12 protein-coding genes and 1 tRNA gene are annotated in these 12,523 nt (G+C 39.7%); 8 read left to right on the top strand and 5 right to left on the bottom strand.

Features of this window, described 5'->3' with window-relative positions; translation table 11 throughout:
* Nucleotides 1-53 precede the first annotated feature (53 nt).
* The gene (locus tag RAO94_13540; GenBank protein MDP8323363.1) at nucleotides 54-1,379 is read left to right on the top strand and encodes a saccharopine dehydrogenase C-terminal domain-containing protein; all 1,326 of its coding nucleotides are present in this window, start codon (nucleotides 54-56) and stop codon (nucleotides 1,377-1,379) included.
* Nucleotides 1,380-1,486: 107 nt separating this feature from the next.
* Here the strand turns inward: RAO94_13540 and RAO94_13535 are convergent, their stop codons facing one another.
* Nucleotides 1,487-2,350: a helix-turn-helix domain-containing protein gene (locus RAO94_13535; protein MDP8323362.1), complete on the bottom strand. Its 864-nt coding sequence runs from the start codon at nucleotides 2,348-2,350 to the stop codon at nucleotides 1,487-1,489.
* A 287-nt stretch (nucleotides 2,351-2,637) separates the two neighbouring features.
* Here RAO94_13535 and RAO94_13530 point away from each other — a divergent pair, with 287 nt between their 5' ends.
* The 7 genes from RAO94_13530 (at nucleotide 2,638) to RAO94_13500 (ending at nucleotide 7,979) form a co-directional block, all read left to right on the top strand.
* A complete protein-coding gene (locus RAO94_13530; protein MDP8323361.1) occupies nucleotides 2,638-3,717 on the top strand; it encodes a hypothetical protein in 1,080 nt (359 codons plus the stop codon).
* A 2-nt stretch (nucleotides 3,718-3,719) separates the two neighbouring features.
* Complete coding sequence (locus RAO94_13525) at nucleotides 3,720-5,645, top strand: DUF6029 family protein (GenBank protein ID MDP8323360.1); 1,926 nt, start codon at nucleotides 3,720-3,722, stop codon at nucleotides 5,643-5,645.
* Nucleotides 5,646-5,784: 139 nt separating this feature from the next.
* A tRNA-Sec gene (locus RAO94_13520) sits at nucleotides 5,785-5,878 on the top strand.
* A 20-nt stretch (nucleotides 5,879-5,898) separates the two neighbouring features.
* The gene (locus RAO94_13515; protein ID MDP8323359.1) at nucleotides 5,899-6,351 is read left to right on the top strand and encodes a hypothetical protein; all 453 of its coding nucleotides are present in this window, start codon (nucleotides 5,899-5,901) and stop codon (nucleotides 6,349-6,351) included.
* A 17-nt stretch (nucleotides 6,352-6,368) separates the two neighbouring features.
* Entirely contained in the window at nucleotides 6,369-6,503 is a 135-nt protein-coding gene (locus tag RAO94_13510; GenBank protein MDP8323358.1) for a hypothetical protein, read from the top strand.
* A 32-nt stretch (nucleotides 6,504-6,535) separates the two neighbouring features.
* Nucleotides 6,536-7,462, top strand: a complete 927-nt coding sequence (locus tag RAO94_13505) for a 4Fe-4S binding protein (protein MDP8323357.1) — start codon at nucleotides 6,536-6,538, stop codon at nucleotides 7,460-7,462.
* Nucleotides 7,463-7,484: 22 nt separating this feature from the next.
* Nucleotides 7,485-7,979: a TlpA disulfide reductase family protein gene (locus RAO94_13500; protein ID MDP8323356.1), complete on the top strand. Its 495-nt coding sequence runs from the start codon at nucleotides 7,485-7,487 to the stop codon at nucleotides 7,977-7,979.
* A gap of 10 nt (nucleotides 7,980-7,989) precedes the next feature.
* Here the strand turns inward: RAO94_13500 and RAO94_13495 are convergent, their stop codons facing one another.
* From RAO94_13495 to RAO94_13480, 4 genes are all read right to left on the bottom strand, one after another.
* Nucleotides 7,990-9,915: a BatA and WFA domain-containing protein gene (locus RAO94_13495; GenBank protein MDP8323355.1), complete on the bottom strand. Its 1,926-nt coding sequence runs from the start codon at nucleotides 9,913-9,915 to the stop codon at nucleotides 7,990-7,992.
* Complete coding sequence (locus RAO94_13490) at nucleotides 9,908-10,804, bottom strand: phosphatase PAP2 family protein (GenBank protein ID MDP8323354.1); 897 nt, start codon at nucleotides 10,802-10,804, stop codon at nucleotides 9,908-9,910. The genes RAO94_13495 and RAO94_13490 overlap by 8 nt, the downstream gene beginning before the upstream one ends.
* A 12-nt stretch (nucleotides 10,805-10,816) precedes the next feature.
* On the bottom strand, nucleotides 10,817-11,956 hold the full coding sequence (locus RAO94_13485) for a GNAT family N-acetyltransferase (GenBank protein ID MDP8323353.1): 1,140 nt from the start codon (nucleotides 11,954-11,956) through the stop codon (nucleotides 10,817-10,819).
* A 15-nt stretch (nucleotides 11,957-11,971) separates the two neighbouring features.
* The coding region (locus RAO94_13480; GenBank protein ID MDP8323352.1) for a glycerol-3-phosphate acyltransferase at nucleotides 11,972-12,523 on the bottom strand (552 nt) is incomplete at its 5' end.

Genomic DNA, 12,523 nt, shown 5'->3' with positions numbered 1-12,523 from the left:
TATGTGCTCCAGATACCAAATCTGCCCGTAAAAAAGAATAGTATGGAGGCATTATGGCTCATAAAGTCATGATTTTTGGTGCTGGTCTGGTTTCAAAACCTATGGTGGATTATCTGGCTGGTAATGGTATTGAAGTAACAATTGGTGATTGTTGTCTGGATAAAGCAGAAGCGCTTGCCAGTTTACATCCCAATGTTAATGCTGTTCTGGTGGATGCTGATAATGAAGAACTGATGAGTGATCTGGTTGCCGGTCATGATCTCAGCGTTAGCTTGCTGCCGGCTACTATGCACCCCTTCGTTGCCCGTCAATGCATCAATCATAAAAAGAATATGGTAACAGCATCTTACGTAAGCCCCGCTATGGCAGAATTGCATGATCAAGCAATTCAAGCAGGTATAACAATCCTCAATGAAATTGGCGTAGATCCCGGTATTGACCACATGAGTGCCATGAAGATATTTGATGAAGTTAAGGATAAAGGTGGCAAAATTACCAGTTTTATGAGCTATTGCGGCGGCCTCCCTGCTCCTCAGCATAATACTAATCCCCTGGGCTACAAATTCTCCTGGGCTCCCAAAGGCGTACTAATTGCTGCAGGAAATAATGCTCAATATTTGCGCGATGGTGAAGTTATCAAAGTTCCCGGTAAAGATCTGTTCAGTCATTACTGGCTGGTTGATATTCCTGGTATGGGCACTTTTGAAGCCTATCCCAATCGTGATTCTCTCAGTTATATCGAAACCTACGGTCTTCAAGGTATCAAAACCATTTATCGCGGAACTTTCAGAAATATCAGTCATTGCGAAACCTGGTATTCTCTGGCTCAGCTTGGTTTCTTCGATAAAAATGGTGAAGTCCATGACACTATTAACATGTCAGTACCCCAGTTCATCAAATCCCACATGCTTGGTCTGGAAAAAGACAGCTGCCTGAAATGCGCTATTGCTCAAAAGCTCAATCTTAATTCTGCCAGCACTGTTCTCAAGAAATTTGAGTGGCTTGGTTTCTTTGCTGAAGATTATAAAGTACCTTGTGAGAAAGGTGCAGCAATTGACGTTCTCACAGCTATCATGCTGGAGAAGATGAATTATGAATCAGGTGAACTTGACCTGCTGCTTATGCACCACGAATTCATTGCTGATTTTAATGGCAGAAAGCAGAGGATAACATCTACTATGATCGATTATGGAATTCCCAATGGAGATACTTCCATGGCTCGCACTGTTTCTTTACCTGCTGCAATTGCCGTGAAAATGATCCTGGATGGCAATATCACTTCCAGAGGTGTACTCCGTCCCATCGATAGAAATATTTATCTTCCTGTGCTTACTGAACTGGAAAAAATGAATATCAAACTCGTTGAAAGATATTATTGATCCATGGAATAAATTGTAAAATATAAAGCCCGGACTAACCCGGGCTTTATTTAATTCTCTTCGTCTCACGATTCACGACTCACGACTCACGATTAACGACTCACTTCTCACGCCTCATCAAACGCTTCAGCCAGCGCTCCGGCTGCCATTCTCTTGATGCTTTCTGGATAATTTCCGGCAATTATCAGCTGTAATTGAGGTATCAGGCTGCGATGTTTACGTTTGATTGCCAGCTTCAAAGCCTCATTTTGCACGTAAATATCACTATCCAAAACCAGTTTCGCCAGGTCCTGCTCTTCCTGTGGATAACTAATATCCCTTAAAGCACCGATAGCTTTAAGACGTGTATGGACTACCTCACTTTTGAACATCGTCCGAAGTTCCTGCAGATATTTTTTAGTTTTCACCTGTAAAAGACCCTGCAAAACTATAAAATTACCCGTTTTCTCATATTGTTGCTCTAGTATCTCAATTGCCTGTTCATCACCAAACTCCAAGGCATAATATATTGATACCTCCACCTGTATCCATTCATCTTTATCTTCACGGAAAATACCAAGATAATGACTCGCCTCTTTGCCTAATATCTCTATCATTGCCCGAATAGACCAGAATATCTGGTTGCTCGTGCTACTGGCGTTTAATAATATCTCACAAAGAAATGGGACGGCTCCAGCTTTCTTAAGCCTGCCGAGTCGATTCAAGGCAATTACCTCATCATCTTCATTGTTTGCCTTTTTATAATCTCTAATCAACTTATCAAGTACGGATTGAACTTCTGGCTCTGCTTGCTCCTGAACATTATTACCCTGAATATATTCATCAAGTTCTTCCTGAATAAAACGCCAGGGTGAACGTGAACCTTTTCCCAGTTTACGACCTGGAATTTCTCCTTTCTGCACCTGCCGGCGCAAGACTTCTGCATTCATATTCAAATATGCCGCTGCTGCTTTTAAAGTCATTATTTTCATCTTAACCTACCTCCTTTACCTAAGGCGAGGACAAAAGTAGGTTATTATAGTCTATTGTCAATTAAAATATCTTTTTATTGCCTAATGTTATTTATGTACAGCATGGACTCAATAGACTGTATGGACAATATTAGACACCTTCGTCCATCCTGTCTATTATGTCCATAAAGTCCATTATTGAGAAGGTGGAATGCAGTGGTTTGAGAGAAAATAAAAGATTTTAGATTTGACATGAAAGGTGAGTTTATAATTTGGTTAGCTTTAATAAAATATTATGGAGAAGAAGTATGAAAAGAGCAATAATGCTGATAATAGTGATTTCTCTATTTATCTCTGCGTGTGACCGATTTGAGCATGATGTATATAGTGATGCGAATCTGGAGGAGAGTTTCATGGAATTCGATAGCAGTCTTTCCACAGCCAGTGCAGAAGATTTATCAGGTATCATGAACTGGTATGGCGATGATTATATGAATGACCTTAGCACCAAATTTGACATTCAGCTTGAGTATTTATCATATTTTGAGGAATATGGAGATAGTTTAACTCTTCATGCTGAGATCATTGAATACTGGAAAACAAACCGGATAGAATATGAATTGAAAGGTAGTCTGGGAAGAGAAAGCTTTTTGATAACCGAGAAGGAAGACTATTTAATCATGAGCGAGGGAAGTTATATTTTTTATGGTAATCAGGTAGCTCCTCCTCCCCTTGATCCTGAATTACCTGTTGTAATGGTGCAGTATTTTACCTCCACAACTTGCGGAAATTGCCCTCTCGTAGCCTCATTACTGGAAGAAATGCATAATGAGCTGGGTGAACAGATAGTAGCCCTGGAATATATTTATGATGAAGATCCCGCTGGACTATTTATACCCGAAGCCCTGTATTATAATGCAGGCTCACAGCCCACTTCAATCGTCCAGGGTGAGTATACGATCATAGGAGCAGGAGAAGCCTCCCTGGCTGCCTATCAGAGTCGTTATGAGCAGGCTTTGGCAGAGCCACTGATATTCAGATTTACCGGCCTGGAGCTGGCAATATCTGGTGATACAGTAACTGGAACACTGAGCTGGGAGGAATTAGGTGAATTGAGTGGTGAAAACCTGCAATTACGGGCAGTGATCCTGGAAGAAGAACCTGACCTGCATTATATATCATCATCAGTATATTTTGCAAATCGGGTAATTGGTGGAGCAGAATTAGATTATAATGAGACTTCAAGCATAGCAGAAATTTCTGTAGCCAGTGGAACAGCGCTTCCCGCAAAATTTAGCCTGGTCGTCTGGCTGCAGGACAGAGTAGCTAATGCCAGTGCAAATGGAGCTCATATCTATAATGTCATCAAAAAGATGGGAGGAGAATGATCATGAAAAGAATTATTATTATCCTGATAATATTTAGTCTGGCAATATTGAATGCATCGGAAAAGCTTCAAAAAGCAGGTGATTTCCAATTGCAGGATGCAGATGGCAACCTGGTAAAACTTTCTGATGTGAATGATAAACTGGTATTGATTGATTTTTGGGCATCATGGTGTGCACCCTGCAAGAAAGCATTACCTCACTTAAGCAATTTTCAGGAAAAATATGGTGATGATCTGGTGGTGCTGGCAATCAATATTGATAAGCCACGGCATCAGTCACAGGCTCAGGCATACATAAAATCCAATGGCTATGTTTTTACTAATTTATATGATCCGGAACAGGTAACTCTGAAGCTTTATAATGTAGTGAATCCTCCCCGGACCATACTAGTTGCTCCCGGAATGAATATAGTATATACCCATGATGGCTATAAGCGTGGTGATGAAGTGGAAATAGAAGAGAATATAATCAAATGGTTGAATACAAAACCTGAAACCAAACCTGAGGCCCAGGGCACTACTGCGGGTAACTTTTATATCAGCGGCATGAATAAACTTGCTTATGTGTATCGTTCAGCTGAAGATTCTTTGCAGCATTATATTGATAATGAATTCTCATTAACAGCAAATTATAATAAGTTCCGGTTTGGCATGACCTATAATGGTGAACTGCCGAAATATAACAGGTTTGCCCCTGATGAGTATCTTGATAATGCAAATATCAAGCATGAATGGGTTGAACGGTTTGGAGAATATAATGGTGATAATCTATATATCAGAGCTGGTAATTATGAGACTGTTTTTGGCAGTGGCATGGTAATTCATGCTTATAATAATACTGATATGAATGACGATGAGCGTCTGGATGGTGTACAGGTGCGATTGAAATATGATAATTTCATGCTGCAGGGTATTTATGGTTCACTGCCGAATGAAGAATATTTCGAATATGAAGACATTGTCAACGGAGCAGATTTCTCTTATAATTTCTGGAAACCTGTAACTGTGGGTGGCAGCGCTTTGAGTTATCGGGCTTACGTAAATGGTCCTGAATCTGAATTTAATCGCCGAGATGTTTTTGATGGTCGCCTGCAGATCAATACCAGTATCATTGAACTCAGTGCTGAATATGCTGCCAGTAAGAAATACTGGGACATTGTGGAAGACCTGGATGGTTCTGCTCTTTATGGAAACATGAACCTCTATTTGGGAAAATTCCGCATTACGGCTGCCTATAAGGATTATGAGAACTTTGATGAGAGACTGGCAGAACTGCCTACTGTGAATTATTGTGAAGAACCCGTAGCAGAATACGGACAATGGAGTCTACCCGGATATGATGAAGAAGGCGTTCAGGGCATTATCTCCTGGAAACCAAATGAAAAGAGCCAGCTGGAACTTAATTATTCAGAGGGCTGGGCACCAGATGATGATGTGAATCAGTCGGATTTCTATGGCAATTATAAGCATGAATTCGCTAATTGGGGTCTTAATATAGAATATAAGCAGATTGAACGGCTGGATAATAGTGCAGAAGAATATAAATGGGATAAGGAAATTTCTCCCCGCGTGGAAGCTGATTTTATGGTGGCAGAAAAGCCGGTGCTGGTGAGAGTGGAATGGAAGCACCAAAGCTATGATAATTATGGCAATGAAGAGGATTATAGTGAGCCTTTATTCCAGGTGGATTTTGGAGTATATAAAAATTATTCACTGTCAGTGCTGAGTTCTTTGAAATATCATGACGATCAGGAAATCACAAAATCAGAAGGCAAACTTGGCGTGGAACTCCTTGCTCCTGTCTGGGAACATACGGAAATCCGTCTATTTGCAGGGAGTGAGAAAGGTGGAAAAGTCTGCCGTAACGGAGTCTGCAATTTCCAATCTCCTTTTAAAGGGATAAGATTGGATATCTTCACCAGGTTTTAGGAGCCTTTCTTAAATATTATATGCCCTATAAACCTATAAGGCATATAATTATCTTATCTCTTGTCAAGCAACTATTTTTCACTTGACCAGTCAATAAAATGACTTGCCAAAATGACTGGTATTAAGGAAAAGGGACGCAGAGAGGACGGGACTGGTGTCTCAACTGGTCTTCAAAACCAGTAACAGGCAGCTAAAACTGTCTGCGGCAGGTTCGATTCCTGCCCTCTCAGCCATATTTAACTGGAGGCTTTAATTGAAAACAGCTATACTCGTAGTAATATTGCTGAGCATTAGTATGCTCATGGCTGAGGACGCAGAAAAACTGGCATCGGTGTATATCAGTGGAGATACATTGATGGCTAAGATAATTATTCCCAAGGACATGCACATGACCAAACAGGAAGATTTTGTCTATGTAGAGGCAGATTCTATTCCTGGATTAAAATTTGGCGAAACAATCTGGCCCGAAGGTGGACATCTTGATGAACTGGGACTACTCAATTATGAAGACGAAGTGATCTTAAAAAGACCTTTTACTGTCAGCGATGAGTTAAAAGGAAAAGCTTGTACACTCAAAGTCTTTGTAGGCTACCAGATGTGCTTTGCTACCTATTGCAAACCGCCTGAAGAGATAGAATTTGAGCTGGATTTTAAAGATCAGGATGTCAAAGGTTGCGGTGGATGCATGCATCCATGCGACGAATAAGAAGAAAAAGGGTGCGGATGAAAAAACCAGCCTTTATTTTTTTAAAACCTGTTTTGCTGGGTATTAGTATTATTATCGGATTAATATTCATCTTTGTGGGCATCGGCATGGAGGAATTCTATGAAATTGCCGGTAATGCCCTCACTCTCTGACTGTCCTGCATAGGGATAGGTTAGGTTAACCTGTGAAACACAAATTCAGTTTTTATGCGCATAACTGGAGTCGCCTTTTCGTCTTGATCATGGCGATTTTTGTTATTGATGGACATTTTTATGTGAAGTATTATCCTCAGGTACGTGAATTTCTGATGAATTTGCCAATTCCCGTACTCAATTGCTATTCTGTCCCCACAACGCTCTATGCCTGCCCGGTAGGTACTTTTCAGCATTTTCTGGTAATTGGGTTCTTCTCATTTGTCACCTTCGGCTTATTACTATTGGTTGGTGGTCTGATCGGACGCTGGACTTGTGGCTGGTTGTGCCCATTTGGGTTTGTACAGGAATTGCTTCATCTGATCCCATCTCCAAAATTTAAAATACCCAAATGGACAAGATATATTAAATATATTATTCTGCTGGTTTTTGTGGTTATCATGCCCTTATTTGTGGCAAATGTGCATTCAGCCGAAACTGGAAAATCAAAAATGATACTCGTTTCTCAATTGCCGGAAGATGAACAGGATTTTGCCCAGCGTGAAACCTGGTTCTGCAGATTGATATGCCCTGCAGGAACATTGGGAGCCGGAATTCCTCATGTGTTGATGAATGATGATTTAAAAGAACTGGTGGGTACTCTTTACTGGTGGAAAATAGCCCTGCTATTTATCTTTCTCACTTCAGCAGTTTTCACAAGAAGGCCTTTCTGCACAACGATTTGTCCTCTGGGAGGATTTCTGGGACTATTCAATAGATTCAGTCTATTGAAACTTACCTTCATTGAGGAGCATTGCTATAATTGCAATCTTTGCGTAAGAGATTGTCCAATGGGTCTTGATCCCCGGAAGGATTACCGCTCACCGGAATGCATCCGCTGTATGAATTGCGTGCAAAAGAAGTGCTTTGCTATCCGCAAATATGCTTCTATTACTGATGAAGTACCGCAGAAAAATTAGAATTTAGATAATTGGAGTATATATGAAAAGAATAATATTCACTGCTATAATAGTTCTATTTACTTTAGTTGCCTGGGCAGAGAAAATCCCTGATTTCAGTCTTGAAAATGCTGAAGGTAATGAAATAAGCCTCTATGGCACTTTGAATGACAGTACTGTAGTGATCGTAGATTTCTGGGCTACCTGGTGCGGTCCCTGCCGCCTGGAATTACCGCATCTTGACTCATTACACACAAAATATGATAACGTGGAAGTGTTGGCAATCACTACTGATGGACGCAGAACAATGCAAAAAGCCAAAGATTATATTGCAAAAAAAGGCTATAGCTTCACGATTTTGATGGACAGCCGCAACGAAGTGCAACGATTATTAGAAGTTGATGCTATCCCGGAAACCTTCATAATTGCTCCCGATGGTGAAATACACTACCGTCATACAGGCTACAAACCCGGTGATGAACTAGAACTGGAAGAGCATTTAGTGGAACTCCTAAAAGAACTGGAGCTTGTAGAATAATAAATTCTTATCAGGCTTTTCTTTCTTCAGATTTTATGATAATAATTTCAATTGCGAATAATATCAGTACAAGCAGGAGCAGGTATTTCCAGAGTTCAAAGCCGTAACGTGCCTGGAAGATAGTGTCCTGCCAGTTTGTATCACATAAGGTAATTCTTGGATTTGAGGGGATTTGTATTGCCTCAAATCTGCTTTCTTTGTAATCCAGATTAACTGCTATTGGTATTCTCTCCTCACCTTCCTGATATAATCCAGGTTGATTGAAAAGAATTTTTCTACCGCCCGTTTCTATGATACTTCCATCTGGATATATAACCGGTTCCGATTGAGGTTGATACAGCATTCCAGCTTTAAATTGTCTTTTACCTAGTCCAGATGAGGCAGTGTACATTAACGAATTATTTGCCAGAATGGGGAAATTAGCATCTACCAGAAATGAAGAGCGTAGATCATTGATATCAAATAACCAAAGCAGATTACCTGCTGCTTCCACAACCAGAGGATTTCCTTCTGCTTCCAGGATTATACTGGCATCAGTATCCACCAGCCATAAGCCCCTGATTGCAGCTGGTCGATCAGGATCAATACGCACTGCAACAGGATGGAACCGATTTACCTGAGTGAGTTTCACTTGAGTTTCCTGCTGCTGAATGTTTTTAAATTTAAGTTTAATTTCATCTTCAAGATATTCCCTGGCAGATTCTGATATATCCATATCCACCAGAAACAAGATATTTTGCCCCTGCTGGTTCAAATTACTGAGCACAAATTCCAGTTGTCCATTCCAACCCTCATATTTCCAAACTATGAGATTGTCATACCCTTTTAAATTCTCCAGACTGATATTATCATTAATAAGTTTAATATTATCAGGATTGCCCGAATAAATACTCAAAATAGTTTGCAGAGGTATTGGAAGCGTCTTTTCACTGGTGATTATTCCAACTTTAGGCTGGTGATTATAATAAAATGCAAAATTATAGCGATTATCATAAAGCAGCCTTTCATCACGCACACTCACATAACCATTATGCCAACCAGGACGTTCCAGGGAAATCAAAAAGCTGTTCTGCTGTTTCTCATTCGGTTGCAGATCAGTTACTTTCTCTGCCACCGTAGTACCATCCAGAGTCAGAGAGCAGATCACGTCATCAATAGCATTGTCACTATTATTCACTACTTGATATTCGATTTGTCTTTCCATACCCCTTTCAATAAAATTACTGCTCATAAAGGCATTTTCAATACTAAGATTACGCCGATCCTCCATCTCTGATGTTGGTATCACAAATAAGTTTGTCTCCAGGTCAGTTGGAAAATCCGCTTTCTGCATATCTGTGATGAAATATATCTCACGATTTGCTATCTGGCTTTCCTTCAGCTGTGACTCAACCTGGTCTAATATTTCTGATAAATCTTCTACTGCAGGAACAATTTTAATTGAATGCAGAAGTTCCAGGGAGAATTCTCCATAATTCAAACCAGCATTTTGTTCGTTCCAGCTGCGATCCATAGTAAATAATATACTGATATCATTTTCTGAGAGCATTTCCCCGATATTCTCGGCTATCTGCAAACCCTTATCAAGCTCAGTCTGGGTATCCACTACATAATCCATACTATAGGAATTATCAATGATAATGGCAACAGCTGTGGCTGGATGGTTCTGATTGCCCTTAAGGTTCTCAAGTTTCACCGCTGGCCGGGAAATTGCCAGGGCAGTGAGTAGGATTATCAGCATCCTGATGATCAATAGGAGAATATTCTTAAGATTAACTTTTTTCTTTTGTCTTTTCTGACTAAGCTGGATGAAGCGAATAGAACTGAATATTATTCGGGGAGGTCTCTTTTTGGCAAAAAGATAGATCAAGAGCGGGATCAGGGTCATCAAAGTTAAAAATAACGCTGATGAATTCAGAAAAGTTAGATTAAACATGGCTCTCCAAAGCTGCTCGGTTACGGTATAATGCATTACCCAGGAAATAGAAACTTATTCCAAAGATAACACCAAGGATTGTATCGATAAAATAATGATAATGGCAATAGACAGTAGCAATAGTAAGTAAAAATACAATAGGAAGGATCACCCATCCAGTAGTCTTATTATATTTGAAAGCACTGATATTTACGGTAACAGCAACTGCCACATGCGATGAAGGAAATGCCCCTCCCAGATGCGGAGTATTGTTATAAATATAAGCCATTATATGAGTAAAAGGTCCATATTGATAGGTTTGTGTGATTTCCATCATCCCTGGCAGAAATCTGCCGCCAACAACTGGCAGCAGGTTAAAGATAAGATAGCAGACAAAGAAAACAAAGGTCAGAATGAAGGCATATCTTCTAAACAATTCCCTGCTTTTGATATAAACTGCCAGATAAAAGATGCCCATAAGGTAATAACAAAAATAAGCGAAATGCAGAATTTCATTGATAAGATAACCATCCAGCATCCCTTCCCATTCACTGGCAGGCTGATAACCAAAAATTGCCTGATCTATTTTCTGAAAAAAGAGATCAACAAAGTCCGGAAATACTATTTTATTCAGAGCAGAAGTAGCTTCAAAGAAATATAAAAAAAGCAGCAGCACATACCAATCTCGCACCAGTCTCCAAAATTTATTAGGGAATTTATAATAAATTCTACTAATAACCAGAACGAAGATAATTATCCCACAGAAAATTGATAGATGCTTCAAGGGCTCGTGCATTCGCTCACTAGCCACACCATGCAGCAGGATGCCCAAAACAATATAAGCTATATTTATCAGACAATAAATAATCACAAGGATATCTATTGCCTGAAGTAAATTTCTTTTCTTCAAACCTCTTCTCTCCTACTTCTTCTCGATCAGTCTATCATATACGCGATATACTTTATCTATTTTACCACCCAGCAGTTCTGACATACGGTTCATCATCAGATTATTCTCCAGTATCCAGGAAAATTCTCCTGTGAGCCAGGTTCGTTTGTGATTCATAGCAGTCTCAAAGGATTTTGCATAAAATGCCAGATCCACACCTTTATTACGGTATTTCTCTGATACTCCCATGATTGGAACACGCAATCCCGTAATCTTGTTACGCCAATATAGCAACTTGATTATGCCAAATGGTAAGAGCCTGCCATTTAATTTTTTGAGTACCTCATTATAATCAGGCAAACACACAAATGTACCCATCACTTCATCACCTTTTTCTGCAATATACACAAATTCCGGCAGTGCAAATTGAATCAGCGTATCCACTGTATGCTGGAATTCTCTTTCGGTCATGGGAACATAACCCCAATTATCACTCCAGGCATCACGATATACCTGAAATACCTTTTCCAGAAATTCACGCTGCTTCTTTTTATCTTTCATCGGCAACGTCTTAATTTCAAAGCCATAACGTTTTTGTGCCATGGCTGCAATTCTTTTTACCCGTTCAGATAATGGCTCAATTTTAATGCGATAGGCATATAGATCCATTGTTTTAACAAGTCCCCAATCCTCAAATAGTTTCTGATAATATTCCTTATTCCACACATTCATCAAAAAACTGGGACTATGAAAACCTTCCACCAGCAATCCCGCTTCCTCATTCACAGAAAAATTCATAGGTCCGCGCATAGTGTCAAAACCACGCTCCTGAAGCCACTTATAGGCTGTATCAAATAAAGCATCAGCAACTTCCTGATCATCTATGCTTTCATAGAAACCAAAAAATCCTATTTTATCTTCATGAGTTTTATTGTGCAGTGTATTAGTGTGAGCAGAGATCCTTCCTACTATCTCATCATCCCTGTATGCCAGGAACAATTGGGCAGTAGAATGTTCATAATAAGGGCTTTTCTCCGGATTGAACATCAGCTTTTGATCCATGATCAAAGGTGCTACCCAGAATTCTTTCTTATCATACAATTTAAAGGAAAACATGATAAACTGCTTACGCTGTTTAGCATTTTTTACCTCTACAATTTTAATCTCACTCACTTAATACCTCCTGATTTATATCTCTCCGCGCTTTCGGGAAACAAATACATTTATTATCCCCATAAGAATCACCAGCACAAACATCATGCTGATAAAAGCTCCACTTTCTTCAAATATAAGATTCAAAAATGCAGGTAATACTACTACCACATACTGCACAAATCTATGCTGTTCAAATCGCAAGGTGATCACAAGTGCGATCAATCCAGAGATCAGCATGGGAATTGGAGCAAAAAACATCACTAATCCCATATATGTGAATACTCCCCGTCCACCTTTAAAGTGATGCGTCACTGGCAGGCAATGACCAATAAGCATCATAAAGCCCAGTGATAATAAAGCAATATCTGAGGTTAACTTCATTGTATGGGGTAATAAATTCAAAACAAGTTTGAGTGCAAATAAATAGATATATATCTTACTGAAATCCAGTATCCCGGCAAATATACCCAGTGATTTATCAACATTGCAATAAATATTCTGCGTGTCAGGATGACCAGTTCCAACCTTGTAGATATTCAAACTCCGAAAGGTTTTGGCTATTAATCTGGCTGTTGACCAGCAGCC

It is taken from the genome of Candidatus Stygibacter australis (assembly GCA_030765845.1).
GTDB lineage: Bacteria > Cloacimonadota > Cloacimonadia > Cloacimonadales > TCS61 > Stygibacter > Stygibacter australis.
The sequence above is the reverse complement of the archived record's forward strand: the minus strand, read 5'-3'. Positions and strand labels throughout refer to the sequence as shown.

What these genes read in the sequence shown, in the direction of transcription:
- RAO94_13500 (MDP8323356.1), top strand. Translation starts at nt 7,485, where the DNA reads ATGAAAAGAATAATATTCACTGCTATAATAGTTCTATTTACTTTAGTT.
- RAO94_13525 (MDP8323360.1), top strand. Translation starts at nt 3,720, where the DNA reads ATGAAAAGAATTATTATTATCCTGATAATATTTAGTCTGGCAATATTG.
- RAO94_13540 (MDP8323363.1), top strand. Translation starts at nt 54, where the DNA reads ATGGCTCATAAAGTCATGATTTTTGGTGCTGGTCTGGTTTCAAAACCT.
- RAO94_13535 (MDP8323362.1), bottom strand. Translation starts at nt 2,350, where the DNA reads ATGAAAATAATGACTTTAAAAGCAGCAGCGGCATATTTGAATATGAAT.
- RAO94_13530 (MDP8323361.1), top strand. Translation starts at nt 2,638, where the DNA reads ATGAAAAGAGCAATAATGCTGATAATAGTGATTTCTCTATTTATCTCT.
- RAO94_13510 (MDP8323358.1), top strand. Translation starts at nt 6,369, where the DNA reads ATGAAAAAACCAGCCTTTATTTTTTTAAAACCTGTTTTGCTGGGTATT.
- RAO94_13495 (MDP8323355.1), bottom strand. Translation starts at nt 9,915, where the DNA reads ATGTTTAATCTAACTTTTCTGAATTCATCAGCGTTATTTTTAACTTTG.